A 25,424-nucleotide genomic window follows, 5' to 3' on the forward strand; every position below is an offset into this window, starting at 1 on the left:
CCCCGCCGCACCCACCTATTCGGCATGCCGAACACGGATGAGAACAGGCTTGGCGGCCGGATCGCGCGGTATGCGCGGGTCGGGACCGCCGTGGGGGGCCTTGCGGCCCGTTTCGCCGGAGAACGGGTGCTGGGCATCCCCCTGGAGCGGGATCGCCACGCCGCTGAACTGCGCGCCGCGCTGGGCGGGCTGAAGGGACCGCTGATGAAGGTGGCGCAACTGCTGTCCACCATCCCCGACGCCCTGCCCCGCGAGTATGTGCAGGAGCTGTCGCAGCTTCAGGCCGATGCGCCGTCGATGGGCTGGCCCTTCGTCAAGCGCCGCATGGCCAGCGAGCTTGGCCCCGCCTGGCACAAGCGCTTCCGCCACTTCGAACAGACCGCCGCGGCGGCGGCCTCGCTGGGGCAGGTGCACCGCGCCGTCGGGCTGGACGGGCAGACCCTCGCCTGCAAGCTCCAGTACCCCGACATGGCGTCCGCCGTGGAGGCCGACCTGCGCCAGCTCGGCCTGATCTTCGCCATCTTCGAGCGCACCGACAGCGCCATCTCCACCAAGCAGATCCAGGCCGAGATCGGCGCCCGGCTGCGCGAGGAGCTGGATTACGAGCGCGAGGCCAAGCACGCCCGCCTCTACCGCGCCATGCTGGCCGACACGCCCGGCGTCCATGTCCCGGCGGTGGTGCCCGACCTGTCCACCCGGCGCCTGCTGAGCCTGGAATGGGTGGAGGGGCGCAAGATTCTGGAGTTCGTCAAGGACCAGCCGGAGGCCCGCGATGCGCTGGCGATGAACATGTTCCGGGCCTGGTACGTGCCCTTCTATGGCTATGGCATCATCCACGGCGACCCGCATCTGGGGAACTACACGGTACGCCCCGACCGCTCCATCAACCTGCTGGATTTCGGCTGCGTCCGTGTCTTCCCGGCCCGCTTCGTGAAGGGGGTGATCGACCTCTACGACGCGCTGCAGACCGGCAACCAGGACAAGGCGGTGGAGGCCTACCGCACCTGGGGCTTCGGCAACCCGACCAAGGAGTTGGTGGACGTGCTGAACATCTGGGCGCGCTTCGTCTACGCCCCGATCATGGACGACCGCAGCCGCCGCATCGAGGAGACCAACTCCGGCCACTATGGCCGCGAGACCGCCGCCAAGGTCCATGCGGAGCTGCGCCGCGTCGGCGGGGTGGAGGTGCCGCGGGAATTCGTCTTCATGGACCGCGCGGCTATAGGTCTCGGCTCCGTCTTCCTGCATCTCCAGGCAGAGGTGAACTGGTACCGGCTGTTCCAGGAGATGATCCAGGGCTTCGACGTGGACGTCCTGCACGCCCGCCAGACCGCCGCCCTGACCGCACAGGCCCTCCCTTTGCCCGAATAAGCGCCGACTCGTAATGCTTCCCCCGTCCCACCGCTTTGGTCTATACGAGCGGCTCCCATGAAGACCGCCGATTTCGACTTCGACCTTCCGCCGGACCGCATCGCCGAGCATCCGGCCAAGCCGCGTGACGCCGCCCGTCTGCTCGACGTGGCGGAGCGTCTGCACGACCGCACCGTGCGCGACCTGCCCGCCCTGCTGGAGCCGGGCGACCTGATGGTCGTCAATGACACCCGCGTCATCCCCGCCCGGCTGGACGGCCGGCGCGGCGAGGTGAGGGTGGAGATCACCCTCCACAAGCGCGAGGGCGAGCGGGAGTGGGCGACCTTCGCCCGTCCCGGCAAGCGGCTGAAGCCCGGCGACGTGATCGCCATCGCCGAGGACTTCGCGGCCGAGGTCGTCGCCAAGGACGGGATGGAGGTGCGCCTGCGCTTTTCCAAGGGCGGACCGGCGCTGATGGAGGCGCTGCATCGCCACGGCCGGATGCCCCTGCCCCCCTATATCCGGCGCGAAGCGGACGAGCAGGATGCGGCGGACTACCAGACCGTCTTCGCCGCGCGAGAGGGCGCCGTCGCTGCCCCCACCGCCGGGTTGCACTTCACACCGGAGCTTCTGGCGGCGCTCGACGCGCGCGGCGTCCGCCGCGTGCCGGTGACGCTGCATGTCGGGGCCGGCACCTTCCTTCCGGTCAAGGTGGACGACATCGCCGAGCACCGCATGCACAGCGAGTGGGGCGAAATCTCCGCGGAGACGGCAGAGGCCATCAACGCCACCCGCGCCGCGGGCGGGCGGATCGTGTCGGTCGGCACCACGGCGCTGCGCATCTTGGAGACGGCGGGGCTGGACGACCGCAGCATCCGGGCCTTCAGCGGCGACACCGACATCTTCATCACCCCCGGCTACCGCTTCAAGATCGTGGACCTTCTGGTGACCAACTTCCATCTGCCCCGCTCCACCCTGTTCATGCTGGTCTGCGCCTTCGCGGGCATGGACACGATGAAGGCGGCCTACGCGCACGCCATCGGCCAGAACTATCGTTTCTTCAGCTACGGCGACGCGTCGCTGCTCCGGAGGGTCTGATGACCGGGATCGGGTTCGAGCTTCTGAAGACCGACGGGCGCGCCCGGCGCGGGCGGGTTTCCACCGCGCACGGCGTCATCAACACGCCGGCCTTCATGCCCGTGGGCACCGCCGCCACCGTCAAGGCGATGACCAGCGACGCGGTGAAATCCACCGGCGCGGAAATCCTGCTGGGCAACACCTACCACCTGATGCTGCGTCCCACGGCGGAGCGCGTCGGGCAGTTGGGCGGCCTGCACCGCTTCATGAACTGGGACAAGCCGATCCTGACGGACAGCGGCGGTTTCCAGGTCATGTCCCTGTCCGACCTGCGCACCATGACCGAGGAGGGGGTGACCTTCAAATCCCACCTCGATGGCAGCAAGCATCATCTGACGCCGGAACGCTCGATCCAGATCCAGCACCTGCTGGACAGCAACATCACCATGTGCCTGGACGAGTGCACCCCCTTCCCGGCGACGGAGGCCCAGGCGGCTTCGTCCATGCGCCTGTCGATGCGCTGGGCCAAGCGCAGCAAGGACGCCTTCGTCGAGCGCACCGGCTACGGTCTGTTCGGCATCGTGCAGGGCGGCGTCTACGCAGACCTGCGGGCGGAGAGCGTGGCGGCGCTGAGCGACATCGGCTTCGACGGCTACGCCATCGGCGGGCTGGCCGTGGGCGAGGGTCAGGAGACGATGTTCACCGTGCTCGACTTCACCGAGCCGCTGATGGTCAAGGAGCGCCCGCGCTACCTGATGGGCGTCGGCCGCCCCAGCGACCTGATCGGCGCGGTACGGCGCGGCGTCGACATGTTCGACTGCGTGATGCCCACCCGCTCGGGCCGCACCGGCCAGGCCTTCGTGCGGCGCGGCACCATCAACATCCGCAACGCCCGCCACGCCCACGACGAGCACCCGCTCGACGAAGAGTGCGGCTGCCCCGCGTGCCGCAACCACAGCCGTGCCTATCTGCATCACCTGTTCAAGGCGGGCGAGATGCTGGGGCCGATGCTGCTGACTTGGCATAACCTGCATTACTACCAGGACCTGATGGCCGAGCTTCGGCAGGCCATTGAGGATGGCCGGTTCGAAGAGGTCGCGAGCGCGCTGGAGGCCCGCCTGAACGAGGGCGACGTCCCGGCCACCGAAGACCCTCTGGCCTCCCTGAAGGCCAAGCCGGCCAAGCCGGCGAAGCCCGCGAAGAAGGAATCCGCCGATGTCTGAAAGCATCTACGCCGGCCTGACGCAGCTCGGCGGCGCCACCGTCCAGCCGAAGACGCCGGAAGAGGCGGTGCTGGAGCGCGTGCCGAACCCGAACCCCGGTGAAAACTACGTCGTGCGCTTCACCGCGCCGGAGTTCACCTCGCTCTGCCCAATCACCGGCCAGCCGGACTTCGCCCATCTGGTCATCGACTATGTACCGGGCGAGTGGCTGGTCGAATCCAAGTCGCTGAAGCTGTTCCTGACCAGCTTCCGCAACCACGGCGCCTTCCACGAGGCCTGCACCGTCGGCATCGGCAAGCGTCTGGTGGACGAGCTGAAGCCGGTGTGGCTGCGCATCGGCGGCTACTGGTACCCGCGCGGCGGTATTCCCATCGACGTGTTCTACGCCACCGGCGAACCGCCGAAGGGCGTGTGGATTCCGTCGCAGGACGTCCAGAACTACCGCGGCCGCGGCTGATCTGGGGATAGAACCCTCCCAAATCCCCTCTCCCCTCTGGGGAGAGGGGTAAGCAGCTCAAAACATCGCCATGCCCGACCCAGACACCTCCACCCGTGAAGCCATCCGCGACCGCGCCCTGTCGCTGGGCTTCGACGCGGTCGGCTTCGCACGGGCGGAGCTGGGCGAGGAGGCCAAGGCGCGGCTGGCCGAATTCCTGCGCCAGGGCCGGCACGGCGACATGGGCTGGATGGAGGACAAGGCCGACCGCCGCGTTCACCCCCAGTCCCTATGGCCGGAGGCACGCACCGTCATCGCGCTCGGCACCAGCTACGCCCCGGCGGAGGACCCGCGCGCTCTGCTGGCGCATCCCGACCGCGGCATCGTGTCGGTCTATGCGAGGAACCGCGACTATCACGACCTCACCAAGGGGCGGCTGAAGACGCTGGGCCAATGGATCGCCCACCGCTTCAAGGCCGAGCTGAAGGTCTTCGTCGACACCGCCCCGGTGATGGAAAAGCCACTGGCCGAGAAGGCGGGGCTGGGCTGGCAGGGCAAGCACACCAACCTCGTGTCGCGCTTCCATGGCTCCTGGCTGTTCCTGGGCGAGGTCTACACGACGCTGGAGCTGCCGCCGGACCCGCCGGGGGTGGACCGCTGCGGCCAGTGCCGGCGCTGCCTGGACGCCTGCCCCACCGCGGCCTTCCCCGCTCCCAACCAGTTGGACGCACGGCGCTGCATCTCCTACCTGACCATCGAGCACAAGGGACCGATCCCCGAGGAGCTGCGCCCGCTGATGGGCAACCGCATCTACGGCTGCGATGACTGCCTGGCCGCCTGCCCGTGGAATAAATTCGCTCAACGCTCGCGCGAGGCGGCCTTCCTGCCGCGGGCGGAGCTGACGGCGCCGCGGCTGGCCGATCTGGCGCAGTTGGACGACGCAAGCTTCCGGCAGGTCTTCAGCGGCTCGCCGATCAAGCGGATCGGCCGCGACCGCTTCATGCGCAACGTGCTGGTGGCTTTGGGAAACAGCGGCAGCGCCCGCCACGCTGCGGTGGCTGAACGCCTCCTGGACGACCCGAGCGAGGTGGTGCGGGACGCCGCGGGCTGGGCGCTGGCCCGGCTCAGGGCCGCGCAGAGCCCTTCAGGCTGAGCCAGAGCAGGCCACCGGGCAGCGACGACAGGGTGACCGACAGCCCGATCATCAGCGACAGGGCCAGCGCGTCGGTGGCGTCGAGGCCGTAGAGCGCGAAGCCGGCGACGAAGGCTCCCTCCCGCACGCCCCAGCCGTTCAGCGAGATGGGCAGCGCCGCCGCGAAGATCGTCATCGGCACAACGGCCAGCGCGTCCAGAACCCGCAAGGGAATGCCCAGCGCGTGGGCGTAGGCGATCACCGCGAAGACGGTGCAGGCGTGGACCGCCGCGCTGTGCAGCAGCCCGGCCAGCGCCGCCCGGCTGACCAGCGCCGAGCGCAGACGCGCGACCTGAGCCTGCACCGCCCGGACCGGTGGGCGCAACAGGACCCCCGGCAGCGGGATGCGATCCGCCTGGAGCCCCACGACCATGGCGATGGCGAGCAGCGCCACCGCCACCGGCCCAGCCCAGGCGACCGAGGGCGGGGCCGTCGCGACGAGGTGCGGCAGGCCGAGGAACAGGAGCAGGATGCAGCCGGCCAGGGCCAGCAGCCGGTCCAGCACCAGGGCCAGCACCACGGCGGTGGAGGACGCCCCGCCCCGGCAGGTCAGCCAGCCGCGCACCACGTCGCCGCCCAGCGCCCCCGGCAGCACCTGCCCGAAGAACAGACCGGTGAACATCAGCCGCATCGCCAGCCCGTGCGACACCCGTTGCCCCGCGGCGCGCAGGGCGTCGCGCCAGCGTTCGCCGGCGCAACCCACGGCGAGCAGCTTCGTCGTGAAGCCGGCCGCCAGCCAGACGGGGTCCGCCCCGGCGACGCGCGCCAGCAGGGCCGGCCAGTCGGCCTTGGCGCCCAGCACGCCGAGAACCACCAGAGTCACCGCCAGCTTGGCGAGCAGCATCAGACGCTCGCCCGGCCTTCCGGCGGGCATGGTGACCGCTTCGGCGGGCATGGTACTGGCGTCCTGGCTGCTCAAATCCTTCATGGCTCCTGCAAAACGATCGGCGGCACTCTACCGGCTCGGCGGAAGAGCGTCCATTGCCGCCAGCACACCCGCCGCGTCCATGTCGGCGAAGGACGGGCGGTGGTGGATGACCATGCGCGGCCCGTTCGCATGGATGGGAACGGAGGCGTCACAGTACAGCCCCAGCGTCGGGCACCCGACGGCGGCGACCAGATGGGTGGGACCGGTGTCGTTGCCGACCGTTGCCCAGGCCCGGCGGGCCAGCCCGGCGATCTCCGGCACACTGGTGCGGTCGGTCAGGTCGACGGCCTGCGGACAGGCGGCGGTGATGGAGCGGGCGAGGTCCGCCTCAATGGCCGTGCCCAGCACGACCGGCGTGATGCCGCGCGCCGCCAGCGCCGCCGCCAGTTCGCCATAGCGCCCCACCGGCCAGCGCTTGTCGGGACGTCCGGGAGAGGAGCCGGGGATCAGCAGGGCATAGGGCGCGGCGATGCCGAAACCGCCGGTGTCGGCGTCGAGCCAGGACAGGTCCGGCACCGCGTCCGGCACGATGCCGAAGGGCGCCAACTGCCGGGTGTAGCGCTCGATCACCGGCACCTTGCGGCGGCCCGGATAGTGATCGCGGTGCGAGGCGCCCCAGGCCGTGCCCGACCATTCCGGCCAGGGACCGGGGGCGAGCAGCCAGAAGTAGCGGTCAGTGCGCCGCTGCGCCTGGAGGTCGTAGACCCGGTCGAAACGCCCGGCGCGCAGCAGGCGGCGGACGCGTCGATAGGCCCCGAGCGACCGCTCCCGCGGGTCCTCCAGAACCTCGTCGAACAGGCCGCTGAGGCGGGCGAGCGGAGCCAGGGACGGCAGGGTCAGCAGCGCCAGATGGTCGGCGGCGTGGTGCCGCCGGATGGCCGAGAAGGCGGTCTGGGCCAGGAAGAAGTCGCCGAAGGCCCCCAGCTTGATGACCAGGACGCGGCGGCGACCGTTGCCTTGCGCGCCCGTCATTCGCCCCCCGCCGGGGTACGCGCGGCCAGCCGGAGCATCAGGCCGGCGGCCAGCATGCCGCCCATCCACCACGCCTGCCAGATGCCGTAGGCCGTGCTCGCCATCGCCAGCGCCGACGCGAAGAGGGCCAGCGCGAAGGGTTGCAGCCGCCGCTCCATCTGCCCCGTGCCGAGCAGCAGAAGCAATGCCGCCGCCAGAGCCAGCAAGGCGCCGAGAGCGCCAAGCTCCAGCCAGACCTGAAGGAAGGCGTTGTGGGGGTGCAGCGGCAGCAGGCTGTCGGTCAGCGTACCGAAGCGGGACACCGCTCCGTCCGGCTCCAGCGCGCGCGAGGCGTCGATGCCCTGCCCGAAGAAGGGTGTCTCCAGCGCCCGGCTGGCCGCCATTCCCCAGATCTCCACCCGGTGCTGGGCCGACCGGAACAGCCAGTCGGCACCGTCCAGGTTCAGCACGCGGTCGAACAGCAGCACCAGCGGCAGCACGAAGGCAAAGGCCACCCCCAGCACCGCCGCCAGCGCTCCGCGGACAAGGCTCGGCGACCAGACGGCCAGCGCGAAGGCCACCCCGCCGACGGCGATCCCCAGCATGGCCGATCGGCTGGTCAGCAGCAGGCAGGCCGCCGCGAAGACCGCGGGAAGCGCGACGGCCAGCCCCCGCCGTCCGGCCCGGTCGAGCGCCATCGCCGCTGGCCAGACCAGCAGGCAGAGCAGGACCGCCGTGCGCTTGGGCACGTTGGTCTCGGCGATCTCGACGCCTGCGGGCACATGATTCCACCAGCGGTGCAACGGGAAATCCAGCGCGGCCTCCACGGCGAACAGCAGGACGCCGGCGAACACGCCCAACAGGAACAGGCCGGTCAACCGCCGTGCCTCCACCCCCGGCAGGGATGACAGCCATGCCCCGCCGGCCAGCGCGCCGAGGCCGATGTAGCCGATCTCCACCACCGTCAGGCCGGCGCGCGGCGATGGGCTCCACAGGATCGAAAGGGAGGCCAGGACCAGGAAGGCGAGAACCACCGCCGTGCCAGGCATTGCCCGCTGCAGCCGCCCCAGGGCGCCGCGGCGGGCCAGGCCGGACAGCCCGACCAGCGCGATCAGGATGGCCCAGACCGGCAAACCGCGCGGCGCCATGGCGGCCAACGGGCCGAGCGCCGCCACCGCGATGCCGGCCAGACCCGCCAGAATCGCGTCGGGTATTCCCCGGGCGGAGTCGCGCTGTGACAAGGGGAAAGCCATGAGATCTCGCGTCCGTGAGGCACGGCGCGGCTTAACAGATGCCCCGTGCGAAAGCAACGGGAACGGGCCGGGGGATTTTTCGACCCCGGCCCGCGGTCCCACGATGAAAGGCAACCCCCGCCAGACGGCTCAGGCGGTCCGCACCTTGTTGAGGAAGCCCTGCACCTCGGAGCGCAGATGATCGGCCTGGCGGGCCAGAGTGCGGCTGGCGCTCAGCACCGCATCGGCGGCGCCGCCGGTCTTGGTGGCGGCGTTGGTCACCTCGGCGATGTGATGCATCACCTCCTGCGTGCCTTCGGCGGCCTGATTGACGTTCTGGGCGATCTCGCGGGTGGCGAGCCCCTGCTGCTCCATGGCGCGGGCGATCTCGGTGACCGTGCTGCTAATCGTGCCGACCGCGTCGGAGATGGTGCGGATGGCGCCCACCGCCCCGCCCGTCGCCGCCTGCATCTGCGCCACCTGACTGGAGATCTCCTCGGTCGCCTTGGCGGTCTGGCCGGCGAGGTTCTTGACCTCCGTCGCCACCACGGCGAAACCCTTTCCGGCCTCCCCGGCCCGCGCCGCCTCGATGGTCGCGTTCAGGGCCAGCAGATTGGTCTGCTCGGCGATCTCGCCGATCAGGTCCACCACCTGCCCGATGCGCTGCGCCGCCTCGGCCAGCCCCTCAACGATGCCGTTGGTCTCCGTCGCCTTGGCCGCCGCCCCCACCGCAACCTGCGAGCTGCTGTTGAGCTGGCGGGAAATCTCGGCGATGGAGGAGGACAGTTCCTCCGCCGCCGCAGCGACGGTCTGCACGTTGCTGGACGCCTGCTCCGACGCCGCAGCGACCGCGCTCGACTTGGCGGTGGTCAGGGCAGCGTCCGACGACATCTCCTGCGCGTCGCGGCCGAGGTTGCCGGCGGACTCGGTCAGCGACAGGACGACGCCCGACACCGCCTGTTCGAAGCCGTTGGCGAACTCGTTCATGGTGCGGCGGCGGTCGGCGTCGATTTGCCGGCGCATCTCCTCCCGCTCACCCTCCATGCGCTGCATCTCCAGGGCGTTCTCCTTGAAGACGCTGAGCGCCTCGGCCATGGCGCGCAGCTCGTCCTTGCGGTCGCCGGCGGGAATGTCCACCGTCAGGTCGCCTTCGGCCAGCCGGCCCATCGCCTTGGTCATGGCGTGCATCGGGTGGGTGATGGCGCGGTCGATGATCCAGGCCATCACCATGCCCAGCGCCAGCGCCACGGCGGCGCCGATGATGATGATCAGTTCCGCCCCGCTGCGCCCGTTCTCGCGGTCGTCGCGCTGGATGGAGACGAGACGGGCCACCTGCTCGCTGACGTCGCCCGCGGCCTTGGCCATGGTCTTGGAGGCGGTGCGCTGGTTCTCGCTGGTGGTGACGAGGGCGGCGAACTCCCGATCGAAGGCCTGGGCGGCCTCGGTGATGGCGGCGATCAGCGCTCGGCCTTCCGAATCGACAAGCACGGCCCCGGCCTGGGTGGCGAGCCCCAGCGTCTCCTTGACCGCGCCGTGCACCCGGGCGCGGGCATCCTCCCCGTTCATCAGGATGAAATCGCGCTGCCCCAGCATCGCGGACTGCGCGCCCTGGATCAGGCGCATGGCGATGCCGCGCAGTTGGACGGCCTCGTTCACCTCGCTCTGGGCGAAGTTCGCGGCCTCCTGGAGCGCGCTGGAGACCATCGACTGGTTCTCCTGCATCTCGTGGGCGAGGTTCTGGATCTCGTGGGCATGGCGATCCAGCGCCTGGACGCGGCCGCTGGCCGGTTCGCCGGCGCCTTCGGCGCGGGTCTGGTCGAACACCATGCGGTAGGCGCCGGCGATGGTGACGATCCGCTGGGCCAATTCCTCGTCGTTGGTGCCGAGAAGATCCTTCTCGATGGCTTCGGCGTTGGCCAGCAGCGCCGCGATAGCCTCCCCGGCGGCGGCCATCGTCGCCGGATTGCGGGTGTGCGCGAAATCGGACTGCAGGCGGCGCGCCTCCAGCACCATCTCGATCAGCCGGTCGGCGCGGTCGGAGGTGTCGCGGCTCTGCCGCACGGCGTGCTCCGCGTCCTTCAGGCTGACCATGTTCTGGTCGTAGCGGTCGGACTGCTGCTTGCCGATCTTCTCCGCGATCTCCCGCAGGGCCTGGGCGCGTGTCTCCATGCTCTGGGTGCGGGCGCGGGCCTCCGCGTCCTGGGCGACGAAGTTGGCGAAGGCGCTGCGATAGCCGGCGATGCCCGCCAGGATCTCGTCGACCAGCCGGATGCTGCCGGCGTCCTCAAGCGCGGACCGCGTGCCCTGCGCTTCGTCGCGCAGCCGGTCCAGCATGCCGGGCACATTGTCGGCGGCCTTGGAGTCGCGCTCGGTGAGGAAGCGGGCTTCCTCGATCCGCACGGTTTTCAGCCGGGCGTCCAGTTCGGCGGTGTGGGCCGCCAGATCGACACGTCCGGCGTAGGTGCGCAAGCTGTTCCAGCCAACGAACGCCACCGCGACCGTCATCAGAAGGACCGCCGCAAAACCGAGCGCAATCCGCGTTCCAATCGTCATGAAATCGGGCTCCCCCGGATCGTACGGCCTTATGCTTTGGCCGTCGTCATGCCTTTGTCGCTAAGGGATACATCAGAAAGGGTTAATTTCTGGTTTGATAAACGCAACTGGTATCACCGCTTCAGAACCGGTCCGGCATCCACGGCGCCGGCCCCGAGAAAAACAGCGCCGCCAGCGCCATCGCGTCTTCGCCGCCACGCAGAAGGCCAACCTGGCGGAGAATCTGCGGGCCTTTGTGGCCACTGTAGAGGGCGGACAAGGCCGCGATGGACAGGGAAAGCCCGGCTCCGGCCGCTTTTCCGCCGCCGCCCGTCTTTTCCGGAACCCGGTCCACGGCGGCCTTTCCATCGGACAGACGCAACCGGAAGGTGCCGGAATTCTCCGGAATCACCGCATCGGAAACGTCCAGCACCAACTCGCCGGCAACCCCAGGTGGATAGCCGCGGGCCTCCAAGGCGCGCCGAAGGTCGAGAATACGCAACAGCCACTCGTCCCGCGCGTCGGCACGCGGACCGGCATCCGGCGCCATCAGGACCAAGGGGTCGTCGGGCCCGCCGCGCCAGGAGACGCGGTCGATCTGCGCCCGGTAGCCGGCAAGGAAACCTTGCGCCAGCCGCACCGAACGCGGGCTGAGCAGGCACAGATCCGCAACCACCAGCTTCCGGTCCGACGGCGGCGCCACTGCCACGTATCCCTCCGCCCCTCTCGGACCACCCAAAGTGTAAACATCGGACGGAGCACCGTCCGGGCAGAGGGCGAAGCTCCACAGGCCTTCATTGCGCTCCACCAGTCCATTGGTGGTGGTGAGCAGGCTGCGACGTAGCGCCGCAAGCTCGCTGGCGTCGCTCGCGTCGGTCCGGCGGATCCACCCGTCCCCCGGCGGCGGCCCGGCGGACAGGGCGCCCGGCGGCGCGCTCCAGTCGAAGGACGCCCCGCCCCGCCCGAAGCCCAGGCGGGTGTAGACCGGTAGGGTCGCTGGGTAGAGCACCGACAGCGCGGCGCCCCCGGCCCGCGCCTCCTCCAGCAAACCGCGCATCAGCGCGGTGCCGTAGCCGCGCCCGCGCTCCGCCGGATCGACCGCCACCGCCGCCACGCCGCAGGACGGCACCGGGCGCCCGCCGAACCACTGGTCCATCGGCCAGACGGCGGCGCAGGCAACGAGCTGCCCGGCGCGACCCGCCTCCGGTCCGGCGCGCAGGCCCCGCATCACGCCCGGCCCGAACAGCTCCACCGACCGGTCGAAATACTCACGGGGAATGCCGAAACCCTGGCGAACCAGGGCCGTGGCGTCCGCCCGCTCCTCGGGCAGAAGGGGGCCGAAGCCCCCGGTCACAGCGGTCACACCTTCGCTCCGTTCAGCGCGCGGGCCTGATCGCGCAGCACGTATTTCTGGATCTTGCCGGTCGAGGTCTTCGGCAGGGCGGTGAAGACGACGGTGCGCGGGCACTTGAAGTGGGCCAGATGCTCGCGGCAATAGGCGATCACCTCGGCCTCGGTCAGTTGCTTGCCCTCCTTCACGGTGACGAAGGCGCAGGGCGTCTCGCCCCACTTTTCGTCCGGGCGGGCGACCACGGCGGCCTCGACGATGTCCGGATGCTTGTAGAGGACCGATTCGACCTCGATGGTCGAGATGTTCTCGCCGCCGGAGATGATGATGTCCTTGGAGCGGTCCTTCAGCTCGATGTAGCCGTCCGGATGCCAGACGCCGAGATCGCCGGTGTGGAACCAGCCGCCGGAGAAGGCCTCCTGCGTGGCCCGCGGGTTCTTCAGATAGCCCTTCATGACGGTGTTGCCGCGCATGAAGATCTCGCCCATCGTCACGCCGTCCTTGCGGGTCGGCTGGAGCGTGTTGGGGTCGGCGACCATCAGCCCTTCCAGCGTGGCGTAGTTCACGCCCTGCCGCGCCTTCAGCGCCGCGCGCTCCTCCAGCGGCAGGTTGTTCCAGTGCTCGTGCCAGGCGCAGATGGTGACCGGGCCGTAGACCTCGGTCAGGCCGTAGACGTGGGTGACGTCGAAGCCCAGCCGCTCGATCTTCTCGATCACCGCGGCGGGCGGGGCGGCACCGGCGGTCATCATCTTCACGCCGGTCGGGATCTCCCGCTTCTGGTCCTCCGGCGCGTTGACGATCAGGCCCATGATGATGGGCGCGCCGCACATATGGGTGACGCCGAGGTCGGCCAGCGCGTCGTAGATGCCCTTGGCGGTGATGGTGCGGACGCAGACGTTGGTGCCGGCCATGGCGGTGACCGTCCAGGGGAAGCACCAGCCGTTGCAGTGGAACATCGGCAGAGTCCACAGATAGACGGGATGGTGCGGCATCGCCCAGGTCAGCACGTTGCCCATGGCGTTCAGGTAGGCGCCGCGGTGGTGGTAGACGACGCCCTTGGGATTGCCGGTGGTGCCGCTGGTGTAGTTCAGCGCGATGGCCTGCCACTCGTCGGCCGGCATCGGCCATTCATAGGCCGGGTCGCCGGTTTCCAGGAACTGCTCGTAGGTCTGCTCGCCGATCAGCTCGCCGCCCTTGGCCTGCGGGTCGTCGATGTCGATGACGATGGGGCGACGCTTCGGCTCCAGCATGTGGACGGCCTTGGAGATGACGCCGGAGAATTCCCGGTCGGTCAGCAGGACCTTGGCCTCGCCGTGCTCCAGGATGAAGGCCAGCGCCTCGGCGTCCAGGCGGATGTTCAGGGCGTTGAGGACCGCGCCGGTCATCGGCACGCCGAAATGCGCCTCGAAGGATTCCGGGGTGTTGGGGGCCATCACCGCGACCGTGTCGCCCAGCCCGATGCCGCGCTTTGCCAAGGCCGAGGCGAGGCGCACGCAGCGTTCGTAGGTCTCCGCCCAGGTCCGGCGGACCGGGCCGTGGATCACGGCGATGCGCTCGGGATAGACGGCGGCGGTGCGGCGCAGGAACGAGAGCGGCGACAGCGGCACCGTGTTGGCGGCGTTCTGGTCGAGGTCGGTCTCGTAGGGGTTGTGCCGGGCGTCAGTCATGGGGGCCTCCCTGATGCGTCTCTGTTCAAGAACTCGTTGGGAAGAGTCTTGCCAGAGAATCCAGAGGCTTGGAAGAGGGGTGGCCCGGCGATGCGCGGTCATGCCGCGCTGCGGCATCCTGCCCGGTTGACCGGCTCGGTTGCCGGACGGTCAGCCCTTGCGGATGGCTTCGACCCGTCCGCCGGTGATGGCGACGAGTTGCGCCGGGGTCAGGCGGAAGACCGCGTTGGGGGTACCGGCGGCGGCCCAAATGGCGTCGAGGTCCATCAGGTCGGCGTCGATCAGAACCAGCGGCGGCACGGCGTGGCCGATGGGCGGAATACCACCGATGGCGAAGCCGGTCGTCTCCCGCACGAAGTCCGGATCGGCCCGCTCGATCTTTTCTCCAATCAACCGCCCGACCGCCTTCTCGTCCACCCGATTGGCCCCGCTGGCCACCACCAGCACCGGACGGCCGCTGTCCTTCGCGCGGAAGATCAAGGACTTGGCGATCTGTGCCACGGCGCAGCCGACGGCGTTCGCGGCATCCTCCGACGTGCGGGTGCTGCCCTCATGCTCGACCACGCTGTGGCCGTGGCCGAAACCGTCCAGCAAGGCCTGGACCCGTTGGGCGGAGGGGCTGAGGGCCGCCATGGCGCCTTACTTCGCCAGTTCGCGGGAGCGGTTCGCGGCGGCAGCCACGGCGCGGTCGAACAGCGGCTGCATTCCATCCCCGGCCATCAGGACATCGAGCGCCGCCTGGGTGGTGCCGTTCGGGCTGGTCACGGCCTTGCGCAGGTCGGCAGCGGCGGTCGGGGACTGGTGGAGCAGCTCGCCCGCCCCCGCAACGGTGGCCCGCGCCAGACGCATGGCAAGCTCGGCGGGCAGCCCGGCGGCCTCCCCGGCCTTCGCCATGGCCTCGACCATCAGGAAGACGTAGGCCGGGCCGCTGCCCGAGACTGCGGTCACCGGATCGAGAAGCGACTCGTCCGCCACCCAGGCCACGTCGCCGACCGCGCGCAGCAGAGAATCGCACAGCGACTTCTGCGCCTCGGTCACCACCGGGTTGCCGACGGCGACGGTCATGCCGCGGCCGATGGCGGCGGGCGTGTTGGGCATGGAGCGGACGATGGCCGCCCCCTCCCCCAGCGCCGCTTCGAAAGAGGCGATCGTCTTGCCGGCGGCGACGGACAGGAACACCGTGCCGGGGCGGACCAGCGCCCGGTAGGCCGGAAGGACCGAGTCCATCACCTGCGGCTTCACCGCAAGAACGACCACGTCCGGCGCGAAGCCGGCGGGCAAGGCGTCCGGACCACTCGCCAGGGCGACCGCGGGGTTGCCGCGCAGGGCCTCCGGCAGGCCGGACGGCTCCACCACGGCGACGCTGGACGCGATGCCGGCCTTCAGCCAGCCGTCGAGCATCGCCCCGCCCATCTTGCCGCAGCCGACCAAAAGCAACGTGCAGCCCTGCGTCCCAGCTTGCGCCATGGCGGTCACGCCTCCCCGGCGGTGTCGAGGATGGCGGCGGACACCGCCTCGGACGCGGACTTGCCGCCCCAGATCACGAACTGGAAGGCGGGATAGAAGCGCTCGCACTCCGAGAGGGCGATTTCGACGAGGTCCTCGAGCTGCTCCACCGTCGCGCCGCGCGAACCGCGCAGCAGCATGGTCTGGCGGAACATCGGGGTGTGCTCCTCGGCGCAGACGTCGAAATGGCCGAGCCACATGCGCGCGTTGACCTCCGCCAGCAGGTCGTTGACGGAGGAGCGGCGCGCCGCCGGAACCTTCATGTCGAACTGGCAGGAGAACTGCATCGCGCTGACGTCGGACTGCCAGACGAAATAGAGACGGTAGTCGCACCAGCGCCCGCCGATCTCGACGATCAGCTCGTCCTCGCCGGCCCTCTCGAAGGGCCATTCGTTGGCGGTGACGATCTCCTCGACGATGTCCAGGGGATTGTGCGCGGATGAGGGAGTGTCGACGGCAACAGCCGACATGTCGGCGTCCTCCTGTAAAGGCGCGGTGGACGGAACCGCCCCGGGGCCGGTCCGCCTTCGCGCAAGAAGGGGAAGCCCCGAGATGTTGTGGCTGGCAGGCGGATGAATACCACCCAATGCACCGTGCCAAAAGGGTCTGGCCGGCGCAACTGGTTTTCAGCGGTGCATCCGTGAAGGGATGGAGACGTGGCGGAGGCCGGATCAGACCGGCCCGCTGCCGCCTCCGGCGATGGGGCCGACGGCGGGAGCGGAGGCGCCCGTTGCCGGTTTCGGATCGTGTTCGGCCTTGAGCGTCGCGACCGTGGCCTCCAGCGCGGCGAGCCGCTCGGCCATGGCCTCCTGCTCCTCGCGGGCTTTGGCGGCCATGGCGCGGACGGCCTCGTACTCCTCGCGGCTCACCACGTCCATCCGCGACAGAACGCGCTCGAACTGCTGGCGCATCTGCGCCTCAGCTTCCTCGCGCAGGGACGACAGCGCGCCAAGCGCGCCACCCGCAACGCGGGCCAGATCGTCCAGAATCTTATTGTCCACCTGCATCGACTCAAAATCCGCTTCTTGTCTGCCGCATTATGGGACCCGCCCCACGGAACTTCAACGGGCTTGGACGCAAAGCGTCACGGGGCTTGGACGCAAAGCGTCACGCGCGTCCACACTCTCAACGCTTCAGCCCGTCGATCAGCCCCTTCAACAGCGCGTCCGGCTTCGGAGCGTTGCCGCCGCCGGGAATCGGCAGATCCTTCGGCAGCACCTTGTTCAGCAGCCCCTCGGCGGCGCGGCGGGCGAAATACTCCTGCACCTCCTGCATCTCGAAGGAGCGGGTGGGCTTGTCGAGCGCGCCGGTCATGCGGACGGTCAGCGGGGGCAGCGACTGGTCGGACTGCACGGTCAGGCGGACGCGCATGTCGATGGTCTGCGCCGGAAGGTTGACCTGCCCCACCGCCACCGCCTCGCCCAGATCGGAGGTCAGGCGCGTGTCCTCGGTGCGCGCCACGCCCTTGTCGATGGCGAAGCTGCCGTCCAGCCGGGCGAAGCGGGTCTCCCCGCCCTGAAGCCCGCCCATCACGGCGCCCAGCAGCTCCTGCGGACGCTCCAGCTTGGTCAGCCGGTCGCGCAGGGCGCCGAGGTCGAAGCCTCGCAGCAGACCGTCACGGGCACTGATCCGGCCCTGGCCGGCCAGCGCCTTGAGCATGGCGTCGCCGCCGGCCCCGCTGGTCGTCAGGTTGGCCTCGGCGTCGAGCACGCCCCCGGCGATCTCCAGCGCTCCGCCGCCCAGGCCGCCGCCCACCGCCTCGGCCAGCTTGGCCTTGGACAGGGTGATGGTGGCCTCGGCGGTCGGCGTCTGGTTGCCCGGCGCGGCGAGCCGCCCGGTGGCGCCGAGCTGGCCACCCATCAGGGTGCCGTCGAACCGCTCCACCGTCAGCACGCCGTTGGTCACGGTGGCGCGCAGGGCCGGATTCTCGATCCGCGTGCCGCCCTTGGCGAGAGCGGATGAGGTCAGCGCGAAGCGCCCGTCGAAGCGGCGCAGCCCACTGAAATCCCCTGTCGCGGCGGCGGGCGCGCCCGGCGACGCCTCCACCGCCGGAGAGGACGCGCCGGCGGGGCGGGCCGCCGCGGCGGGAAGCACCGCCAGCCGGTCCAGCTCCAGGTCACCGGTCTGCAGATCGGCCTCCACCCGCGGCTTGCTGCCATTGAGGTCGGCGCTGGCCTTGCCCTTGACGGTGACGCCGGCCAGCACGCCCTGGATGTTGCCCAACGTGAAGGCTTTCCGCGTCCCCGCCAGCTCCGTGTAAAGGTCCATCGGGCCGTAGGAACCGGACACCGCGCCGCCGGAAGACGGGTTATCGGTAAACAGGCCGGCCAGCCGGGCCAGTTCCGGATGCTTGGCGCGCAGCTTCAGATCGACGGACGGGTTCTTCTCGACGTTCAGCACCGTGCCGCCCGCCTCCAGCGAGCCTTCGGCCGCCTCAGCCCCCAGCTCGACCGCCAGACGCTCGGCGTCGCCCGACAGGCGGGCCTGCGCCTTCACCGCGCCCAGCCGCTCCGGCGCAGGGGCGCCCTCCGGCCAGGGCACGGCGCGGGCCACCCCTTCCAGGCTGGCAGCCTCGGCGTTCAGCGTCAGATGGGCGCCGCGCAGCGGCTCCAGCCCGGCGATCTGTCCGTCCAGGCGGAGCTTCACCCCGGCGGCATCCTGCACCGTCGCCTCTTTGATGGACAGGGCGCCGCCCGCGGCGGTGGCGTCGAGCCGAAGCCCCTGGACCGGCGTATTGCGCACGGTCAGTTGCCCGACCGACAATTCCAGGTTCGCGTCCACGCCGGCCAGCAGCCGGGCCGGTGTCATCGAGGAACGCCCGTTGCGCGCGGGGGCCTGGGTGGCACCATTGGCGGAAGTGGGAGCCGCAGCGTTGCCATTGCCCACGCCATTGGCGGCAGGGATGGCCTGGGGCGCCGCATCGCCGCCCGGTTGGGGCAGATAGGCGTCGAGGTTCAGCCGGTCGAGGTCGAGCCGCGCGCCGAAGGCGGGCCGCCCGCGGTCCACATAGGCGACGGCGCCGGTCAGGCGGCTGGCGTCCACCCGCAGGTCCAACCCGTTCACGTCCAGCCGCCCGGGTCGTCCCTGCAACTGCGCGGCGACCGAGGCCCGGCGCAGCCGGTCCGCCGGAACGGCGCGGACGTCCACACGCAGCCATTCCAGCACAGCGCGCAGGTTGTCGGCGTTCGCCTCCATCCGCAGATTGACGTTCGGCTGGCCGTTGGCCGCCGCCAGTTCCCCCGCCGCCACGATGTCGGAGCCGCCGGGCAGCAGCGCGCTGACACGGTCGATGTTCAATGTGCCGCCGGTCAGGCTGGCCTCCACCCGCCCCTGGCGGATGACGCCGCCGTTGTAAGTGATGCCGTCCACCGCGAGGTCGAGCTTGGCGTCCAACGTGTCCGGCAGGGCGAAGCCGCCGGGCGGGGTCGTGCCGCCGGTCGGGGCTGGGGCGCTGCCGGATGGAGCGCTGGGCGGCGCGCTTTTGGCTGTGTTCCCATTGCGGGCGGCAGGCTGGGCGCCGGCGTCCGAACCACCGCCGGCGCCCGCGCGGTCCAGCCAGGCGTCGAGATCGAGCCGGTTCAGGGCCAGCGTCAGTTCCGCCCTGGCCGGCGTTCCGCTGCGCAGGGTCGCCGTGCCGGTGGCGCGCGTGTCGCCGAGCTGCGCCTCCAGATTCGTGAAGCTCGCCGCGGTCGGGGACGCCTCGACCGCCGTACGGATGCCGAAGGACTGGGCGAGCAACGCGTTCGCCTTCTTGTCCTCGCCCGTGGCCGAGCCTTTTCGGACCAGGGCCAGCGCGCGGGACAGGTCGCTTCCTTCGACGCGCAGATCGCCCTGGGCGCGCGAGCCGCCGCTGCCCGGTGGGTTGGTCACGATTCCGGCGAAGCGCAGCGTGGCGTCGGTATCGGCCATCGACAGCGCCGCCCGGACCTGGACGGCGGCGCCGTCGATCAGGCGGCTGACGAACATCTCGCCGCGCAGCGGCACGCCGCGCGCCCGGAAACCGCCCTGCCCCTGGAACGGCCCGGTAAAGCTGCCCGCAACGATCCGCGCGTCGATCTGGTCGATCACCTCCGATTGACCGGTGCGGGCGTCGCGATACTGGATGGTGCCGTTCTGCACCGTCACCTGATCGAAGCTGACCGCCGAGGCCAGCCCGTCGCCCGATCCGCCCGGTCCGCCGCCCGTCGCACGGCCGGCGCCGGCACCCGACAGATCCCAGTTGAAGCGCCCGTCGGGCAGCGTCTCGAACAGGAAGGTCGGGTCGATCAGCTTGATGCTCTGCACCTGGATGTGACCGCCGAGCAGCGGACCGAGGGCCACGCGGACGTCCAACTCCTTCAGGCGGGCCATGTCCTCCTCGGACCCGCCGGGCGCGTTGGCCAGCCGCGCGTCGCGCACCGTCAGCGCCGGGGCTGGCAGCAGGGACAGACCGATGTCGCCCCTCAGCTCCACCTTGCGGCCCGTGGCGGCGGACACCTTGTCCGCGATCTGGGCCTTGTAGGCATTCCAGTCGACCACGCTCGGCACGATCAGCACCGCTGCCACCAGCAGGCCAAATAGAATCAGCGCCGCGATCAGGAGTTTCTTCACCGGTTGCCCCGCCTTCCCCACCGTTCGGCTGTTAAGTCGCCGTATTCCTGCCACAAGTTGTCCGCCACAAGCCGCGGAAACCGTCGGCGCCCGCTCCGGTCTTCCGGGTGGCACGGGGTTCCGCTAAACTATCGTCCCGAAAGAAAACAAGCAATTTGGGCATTCCAACGGCCGAGTTGTCCAAAAGACGATATGCCTCGCCCTCAGGAGACGCGCCCCATGGCCGATGTCGTGAACCTGAACCGCTTCCGGAAGATGCGCCAGAAGGAAGAGCGTGAAAAAACCGCCGAGGAGAACCGTGTCCGCTTCGGGCGCACCAAGGCCGAGAAGCTGCGCGATTGTCAGGACGCCCAGCGCCGCAAGGCGGATCTCGACGGCAAGAAGGTCGATGGCAACAAGGCTGAGGAGTAACGGTCAAGCTCGTGCTTTGGTATCGCTTTTGTGACAATTAGGCATTCAAACAGTTCGTCCGTAAGACAATCTGGAACGCAGCGGACCGCTTTGCTACACTCCCCTCTCACGAGAGGCGCAATGGGCAAAGGGGAGGACCATCAACATGGTCGACATGTCGTCTCACCGCGGTCCGTCCCAATTCCATCGGCCGGTCCGGCGCAAAGAACCCTCCGAATTCCACAAACCGGCACCCTATCTTCCGCGAATCCGCAGCGTCGACGTCGACCGCCCCTGGGTGTGGCTGAGCGCCGGCTGGCGCGACATGTGCGCCAGCCCCATGATCAGCGCCGCCTATGGCCTGCTGGCGGTCCTGTCCAGCCTCGCGCTGGTGGCCGTGCTGTCGATGCAGGGCATGCAGTATCTGGTCCTGCCGATGGCGGCGGGCTTCATGCTGTTGGGGCCGGTTTTCGCCGTCGGCCTCTACGAGACCAGCCGCCTGCTGGAGCGGGGGGAGACGCCGACCCTGATGAAGGTCGTCGGGGCCTACCGCCGCAATGGCGTGCAGATCGCCGGGATCGGGCTGGCGCTGATGCTGGCCATGCTGGCCTGGATCCGCATCGCCTTCCTGCTGTTCGCACTGTTCTTCGCGACCGAGCCGCCGGCCTTCGACCAGCTCGTCGACCGCATCTTCTTCTCGGCCCAGACGATCCCGTTCCTGCTGACCGGCACCATCGTCGGCGGTGTGATCGCCACGGCGGTCTTCGCCATCAGCGTGGTGTCGATCCCGATGCTGCTCGACCGCGAGACCGACAGCTTCACCGCCATGGCGACCAGCGTCGCGGTGCTTCGCGAGAATCTGCGGACCATGGCCGGCTGGGCCTTCCTGATCGTGCTGTTCACCGCGGCCGGAATGGTCACCGGCTTCCTCGGGCTGGCGCTGGCCCTGCCGCTGATCGGCCACGCCTCCTGGCATTGCTACCGCGATCTGGTCGGCGCGGACTGAGATTTCACGGACCGACGCCCCTCTCCCATCCCGGGCGAGGGGCTTTTCCCGTTCGTCAGGACGGCTTCTTGAAGAAGGCCTCCGCGGCGTTCTTCTGCGTCTCCTTTGCGGCGATGGCGGCGCGGGCGCGGGCGATCTCGGCCTCCAGCCCGGCGATGTAGTCCTTCAGCTCCGCCACGCCCAGCGCGGTCAGGTCCTTCAGCGCCGGCTTGGCCTTGCGCGGCTCCAGATCGTCGATGTCCATTGGGCTGCTCCTCCCGCGTTCGCGCATCCCTGCCCCGCGCCGTCCGCTTCCCGCCCGTCGGAAAGGCCGGCGGGGCGTGCTTGTCAGCGCCGGTGCGGAATTCTAACTTTGGTCGCCTGCGGACACAAACGGCCCGGCCGCCCGGAGTGGCGACAGCCGGATTGGCGGACACCGCGTCAACGAGGAATGGGGGAAGACACCATGGGCATCGCCCTGCCGGACAGCATGACCTGCGTCGAGATTTCGCAACCCGGCGGTCCGGAGGTCCTGCGCACCGTGCAGCGTCCCGCCCCGGTGCCCGGCCCCGGCGAGGTGCTGGTGGCGGTGGAGGCGGCGGGCGTCAACCGTCCGGACATGCTGCAGCGCCAGGGCCGCTACGACCCGCCACCGGGCGCCTCCGACCTGCCCGGCCTGGAGATCGCTGGGCGCGTCGTCGCCATCGGCGAGGGCGTCACGGAGTGGGCCGCCGACGATGCGGTCTGCGCCCTGATCGCCGGCGGCGGCTATGCCCAGTATTGCGTGGTCCCGGCGCCGCAGCTCCTGCCCGTGCCGAAGGGCTATGGCATGGTCGAGGCCGCCGCCGTGCCGGAGACCTTCTTCACCGTCTGGACCAACGTGTTCGAGCGCGGCGCGCTGAAGCCCGGCGAGACGCTGCTGGTCCATGGTGGCTCCAGCGGCATCGGCACCACGGCGATCCAGCTCGCCAAGGCCTTCGGCGCCAAGGTCTTCACCACCGCCGGCAGCGCCGAGAAGTGCCGGGCCTGCGAGGAGCTGGGCGCCGATCGCGCCATCGACTACAAGACCGAGGACTTCGCCGCCGTCATCCAGAAGGAGACCGGTGGGCGCGGCGTCGACGTGGTGCTGGACATGGTCGGCGGCGACTACATCGCCCGCGACATCGGCATCATGGCCCCGGACGGGCGGCACGTCTCCATCGCCTTCCTCCAGGGGCCGAAGGTTTCCATCAACATGTTCCCGGTGATGACCAAGCGCCTGACCCTCACCGGCTCCACCCTGCGCGCCCGCTCGGTCGAGGAGAAGGGCCGCATCGCCGCCGCCCTGCGCGAGAAGGTCTGGCCGCTCCTGGAGAGCGGCACGGTCAAGCCGGTGATCCACAAGGTCTTCACGCTGGAGCAGGCAGCCGACGCGCACGCCCTGATGGAATCCAGCGCGCACATCGGCAAGATCGTCATGACGGTTGGCGGCTGACCGCAGCCGCGACCGCTGCCGCACCGGCGAACCATTGGATTGCGAAGGGAATTCCCCGGTTTCACAGCCGGGAATTCCCTTTCAAGAAATTTTTTCGCTTCATTCTTGTTCCCGGACAGCCGGGTGGGCTTGCTAAAGCGCGCCAAGACGGTTAGCAGAGGGATCGGTGTCCGGGTTTTCCCGGCCGCCTGCCCGAGCACGCTTACATCGACCGGTTCCGGCCCTATATGGAGGGCGAAGCTCGGGACCATCCGGTAAAGTATGGCCGATCGCGCCACCCGCCAGCGGGTGCGGTCGGGTTGGAGTTGTCAGGAGGGACGATGGCACTGCCCTTGATGCCGAAAGCGACGGCCGTCTGGCTGGTCGAGAACACATCCTTGACCTTCGAGCAGATCGCCGCCTTCTGCGGCCTGCATTCCCTGGAGGTCCAGGCCATCGCCGATGGCGAGGTGGCGGTCGGCATGGTCGGGCTGGACCCGGTGGCCAACGGTCAGTTGACCAAGGGCGAGATCGAACGCTGCGAGCGCAACCAGGATCTGCGCCTGAAGCTGCTGGTCCCCGACCTGCCGCTGCCGGCAGCACGGTCCAAGGGGCCGCGCTACACCCCGATCACCAAGCGCGGCGACAAGCCGGACGCCATCGCCTGGCTGCTGAAGCACCATCCGGAGCTGTCGGACGCCCAGCTCTGCCGCCTGATCGGCACGACCAAGCCGACCATCGCGGCAGTCCGCGACCGCACGCACTGGAACGCCCCGAACATCAAGCCGCGCAACCCGGTGCTGCTCGGCCTGTGCACCCAGCGCGAGCTGGAGGAATCCCTGGCCCTGGCCGTCCGCCGAGGCGGCGTCCCTCTGTCGCAGGAGGAGCGCGAGGCCCAGGACGGCGAGGACGGCTACGGCGACGAGTCGCCCTATTCAGAGCGGGAAGAGGCGCGCTGACGCCGCCTTACCGGCCCCTCTCCCCCGGCGGGAGGGGGGCTTTTTGCTTTTAAGCGCCGGGTGCGGCCCGTCCCTCCGCCCCCGGCGCCGGACCCGTGAAGGAGTCCATAAGACCGCGCTCTGGACGACACCCGGCCCGCGCGCTACTTCTTCGGCATGACTGCATCCTCCCGTCTTGTCGTCGGTATCAGCGGAGCCTCGGGCGTGATCCTGGGCATCCGGCTGCTGTCCGTGCTGCGCCGGATCGGCGTCGAATCGCACCTCGTCGTCAGCCGCTCCGCCGAGGTCACCCTGGCCCATGAGACGGACATGAAGGTGGCGGAGCTGCGCGCTCTCGCCGACGTGTCCTACGCCGCCGCCGACATCGGCGCGGCCATCGCCAGCGGCAGCTTCCGCGCCATGGGCATGATCGTCGCCCCCTGCTCCGTCCGCACGATGAGCGAGATCGCCACGGGCGTGACCTCCACCCTGCTGACCCGCGCCGCAGACGTCACGCTCAAGGAGCGCCGCCCGCTGGTGCTGATGGTGCGCGAGACGCCGCTGCATCTGGGGCACCTGCGCACCATGACCCAGCTGGCCGAGATGGGCGCGGTGATCGCCCCACCGGTTCCCGCCTTCTACAACCGCCCGCAGACCATCGACGATCTGGTGGACCACGCCGTTGGGCGGGCGCTCGACCTGTTCGGGCTGGACGCGGGCATCGTCCGCCGCTGGGGCGAGCCGGCGCCTGCGGAGGTTCTGGAAACATGACCCGGCCTGGGCTATACCGCATCCGCTAAATCCCGACCGAAGAGGGGTATCAGAACGATGCCACACACCCGCGACCAGGACGTTCCGATTCGTCAGCTTCTCGCCGGGATGAAAGGTTTCCGCGCCCGCTACTACGAGCGCCGGCCCGACAGCATGCGCCAGCTCGTCGAGGAGGGGCAGAAGCCCAAGATCCTGATGATCGGCTGCTCCGACAGCCGCGTCGATCCGGCGCTGCTCACCCAGGCGGAGCCGGGCGAGATGTTCGTCGTCCGCAACGTCGCCAACCTCGTCCCGCCCTACCAGCCGGACGGCAGCTACCACGGCACCTCGGCGGCCATCGAATACGCGGTGCGGGTGCTTCAGGTCAGCCACGTCATCGTGTTGGGCCACGCCCTTTGCGGCGGCATCCAGGGGCTGATCCGCCTGCGCAAGGGCGAGCCGGACCAGAACGACTTCGTGTCGCCCTGGGTGTCCATCGCCAGCGCGGCGCTCGATCCCTACATCCCGCCCGCCCAGGGGGACACCGACGAGGAACGGCGCAAGGCCGAGTTCGAGCGCCTTCAGCAGAAGCCCGACGTGATCGAGCGCGCCGCCGTCCGCACGTCGGTGGACAATCTGATGACCTTCCCCTTCGTCCGCGAGCGGGTGGAGGCCGGGACACTGGAACTGCACGGCTGGTGGTTCGACCTGGACAGCGGCGACCTGTGGGCCATCAACTCCCAGACCAAGATGTTCGAACCGGTCGATTGAGACCGGCGAGGGGGCCGGCGGGTGGGCGAAAGCTGCCCAGCGCAGGGTGAGGAGCCGCTTCCGCCGGGAAATTTCTGCCCATCCCTGGGTTTCCCCGGCCTGAAC

The 25,424-nt window shown here is 69.8% G+C and carries 23 protein-coding genes; 11 read left to right on the forward strand and 12 right to left on the reverse strand.

What is annotated here, in order from left to right:
- Positions 1-24 precede the first annotated feature (24 nt).
- From H1Q64_RS00370 to queG, 5 genes are all read left to right on the forward strand, one after another.
- A complete protein-coding gene (locus H1Q64_RS00370; protein ID WP_237903927.1) occupies positions 25-1,371 on the forward strand; it encodes an ABC1 kinase family protein in 1,347 nt (448 codons plus the stop codon).
- A gap of 57 nt (positions 1,372-1,428) precedes the next feature.
- Positions 1,429-2,448: a tRNA preQ1(34) S-adenosylmethionine ribosyltransferase-isomerase QueA gene (gene queA, locus H1Q64_RS00375; protein ID WP_237903928.1), complete on the forward strand. Its 1,020-nt coding sequence runs from the start codon at positions 1,429-1,431 to the stop codon at positions 2,446-2,448.
- The gene (gene tgt, locus H1Q64_RS00380; protein WP_237903929.1) at positions 2,448-3,650 is read left to right on the forward strand and encodes a tRNA guanosine(34) transglycosylase Tgt; all 1,203 of its coding nucleotides are present in this window, start codon (positions 2,448-2,450) and stop codon (positions 3,648-3,650) included. Before queA ends, tgt begins: the two co-directional genes overlap by 1 nt.
- Entirely contained in the window at positions 3,643-4,107 is a 465-nt protein-coding gene (gene queF / locus H1Q64_RS00385) for a preQ(1) synthase (protein ID WP_237903930.1), read from the forward strand. Before tgt ends, queF begins: the two co-directional genes overlap by 8 nt.
- Before the next feature lie 70 nt (positions 4,108-4,177).
- Positions 4,178-5,239, forward strand: coding sequence for a tRNA epoxyqueuosine(34) reductase QueG (gene queG / locus H1Q64_RS00390; RefSeq protein ID WP_237903931.1), 1,062 nt, complete (start codon positions 4,178-4,180; stop codon positions 5,237-5,239).
- Here the strand turns inward: queG and H1Q64_RS00395 are convergent.
- The 11 genes from H1Q64_RS00395 to H1Q64_RS00445 form a co-directional block, all read right to left on the reverse strand.
- A complete protein-coding gene (locus H1Q64_RS00395) occupies positions 5,211-6,173 on the reverse strand; it encodes a lysylphosphatidylglycerol synthase transmembrane domain-containing protein (protein ID WP_237903932.1) in 963 nt (320 codons plus the stop codon). The two genes, queG and H1Q64_RS00395, sit on opposite strands and share 29 nt — an antisense overlap.
- Before the next feature lie 60 nt (positions 6,174-6,233).
- On the reverse strand, positions 6,234-7,178 hold the full coding sequence (locus H1Q64_RS00400) for a glycosyltransferase family 9 protein (RefSeq protein WP_237903933.1): 945 nt from the start codon (positions 7,176-7,178) through the stop codon (positions 6,234-6,236).
- The gene (locus H1Q64_RS00405) at positions 7,175-8,410 is read right to left on the reverse strand and encodes an O-antigen ligase family protein (RefSeq protein ID WP_237903934.1); all 1,236 of its coding nucleotides are present in this window, start codon (positions 8,408-8,410) and stop codon (positions 7,175-7,177) included. Before H1Q64_RS00405 ends, H1Q64_RS00400 begins: the two co-directional genes overlap by 4 nt.
- A gap of 129 nt (positions 8,411-8,539) precedes the next feature.
- On the reverse strand, positions 8,540-10,942 hold the full coding sequence (locus H1Q64_RS00410) for a methyl-accepting chemotaxis protein (protein ID WP_237903935.1): 2,403 nt from the start codon (positions 10,940-10,942) through the stop codon (positions 8,540-8,542).
- A gap of 121 nt (positions 10,943-11,063) precedes the next feature.
- Positions 11,064-12,284, reverse strand: a complete 1,221-nt coding sequence (locus H1Q64_RS00415) for a GNAT family N-acetyltransferase (RefSeq protein ID WP_237903936.1) — start codon at positions 12,282-12,284, stop codon at positions 11,064-11,066.
- On the reverse strand, positions 12,281-13,936 hold the full coding sequence (locus tag H1Q64_RS00420) for an acyl-CoA synthetase (protein ID WP_237903937.1): 1,656 nt from the start codon (positions 13,934-13,936) through the stop codon (positions 12,281-12,283). The genes H1Q64_RS00415 and H1Q64_RS00420 overlap by 4 nt, the downstream gene beginning before the upstream one ends.
- A gap of 150 nt (positions 13,937-14,086) precedes the next feature.
- Positions 14,087-14,569 carry a YbaK/EbsC family protein gene (locus H1Q64_RS00425; protein ID WP_237903938.1) on the reverse strand — a complete coding sequence of 161 codons (483 nt, stop codon included), beginning with the start codon at positions 14,567-14,569 and terminating at the stop codon, positions 14,087-14,089.
- A 6-nt stretch (positions 14,570-14,575) separates the two neighbouring features.
- The gene (gene proC / locus H1Q64_RS00430) at positions 14,576-15,403 is read right to left on the reverse strand and encodes a pyrroline-5-carboxylate reductase (protein WP_237903939.1); all 828 of its coding nucleotides are present in this window, start codon (positions 15,401-15,403) and stop codon (positions 14,576-14,578) included.
- 5 nt (positions 15,404-15,408) lie between these two features.
- Entirely contained in the window at positions 15,409-15,912 is a 504-nt protein-coding gene (locus tag H1Q64_RS00435) for a YbjN domain-containing protein (protein ID WP_014239927.1), read from the reverse strand.
- A gap of 201 nt (positions 15,913-16,113) precedes the next feature.
- Positions 16,114-16,449, reverse strand: coding sequence for an accessory factor UbiK family protein (locus tag H1Q64_RS00440; RefSeq protein ID WP_237903940.1), 336 nt, complete (start codon positions 16,447-16,449; stop codon positions 16,114-16,116).
- A gap of 118 nt (positions 16,450-16,567) precedes the next feature.
- Positions 16,568-20,032: an AsmA family protein gene (locus H1Q64_RS00445; protein WP_237903941.1), complete on the reverse strand. Its 3,465-nt coding sequence runs from the start codon at positions 20,030-20,032 to the stop codon at positions 16,568-16,570.
- 219 nt (positions 20,033-20,251) lie between these two features.
- Here H1Q64_RS00445 and H1Q64_RS00450 point away from each other — a divergent pair, with 219 nt between their 5' ends.
- On the forward strand, positions 20,252-20,443 hold the full coding sequence (locus tag H1Q64_RS00450) for a DUF4169 family protein (RefSeq protein WP_237903942.1): 192 nt from the start codon (positions 20,252-20,254) through the stop codon (positions 20,441-20,443).
- Between the two features lie 145 nt (positions 20,444-20,588).
- Positions 20,589-21,428, forward strand: a complete 840-nt coding sequence (locus tag H1Q64_RS00455; RefSeq protein ID WP_237903943.1) for a DUF2189 domain-containing protein — start codon at positions 20,589-20,591, stop codon at positions 21,426-21,428.
- Between the two features lie 55 nt (positions 21,429-21,483).
- On the opposite strand, the gene H1Q64_RS00460 is transcribed toward H1Q64_RS00455, so the two are convergent.
- The gene (locus H1Q64_RS00460) at positions 21,484-21,672 is read right to left on the reverse strand and encodes a DUF1192 domain-containing protein (RefSeq protein ID WP_237903944.1); all 189 of its coding nucleotides are present in this window, start codon (positions 21,670-21,672) and stop codon (positions 21,484-21,486) included.
- A 201-nt stretch (positions 21,673-21,873) separates the two neighbouring features.
- Between H1Q64_RS00460 and H1Q64_RS00465 the strand changes: the two genes are divergently transcribed.
- From H1Q64_RS00465 to H1Q64_RS00480, 4 genes are all read left to right on the forward strand, one after another.
- On the forward strand, positions 21,874-22,881 hold the full coding sequence (locus H1Q64_RS00465; protein ID WP_237903945.1) for an NAD(P)H-quinone oxidoreductase: 1,008 nt from the start codon (positions 21,874-21,876) through the stop codon (positions 22,879-22,881).
- 320 nt (positions 22,882-23,201) lie between these two features.
- The gene (locus H1Q64_RS00470; RefSeq protein WP_237903946.1) at positions 23,202-23,819 is read left to right on the forward strand and encodes a DUF1013 domain-containing protein; all 618 of its coding nucleotides are present in this window, start codon (positions 23,202-23,204) and stop codon (positions 23,817-23,819) included.
- A gap of 156 nt (positions 23,820-23,975) precedes the next feature.
- On the forward strand, positions 23,976-24,569 hold the full coding sequence (locus H1Q64_RS00475) for a UbiX family flavin prenyltransferase (protein ID WP_237903947.1): 594 nt from the start codon (positions 23,976-23,978) through the stop codon (positions 24,567-24,569).
- A 57-nt stretch (positions 24,570-24,626) separates the two neighbouring features.
- A complete protein-coding gene (locus H1Q64_RS00480) occupies positions 24,627-25,319 on the forward strand; it encodes a carbonic anhydrase (RefSeq protein ID WP_014239916.1) in 693 nt (230 codons plus the stop codon).
- The last annotated feature ends 105 nt before the right edge of the window (positions 25,320-25,424 follow it).

Source organism: Azospirillum brasilense, assembly GCF_022023855.1.
In the GTDB taxonomy this organism is placed as follows: Bacteria; Pseudomonadota; Alphaproteobacteria; order Azospirillales; family Azospirillaceae; genus Azospirillum; species Azospirillum brasilense_F.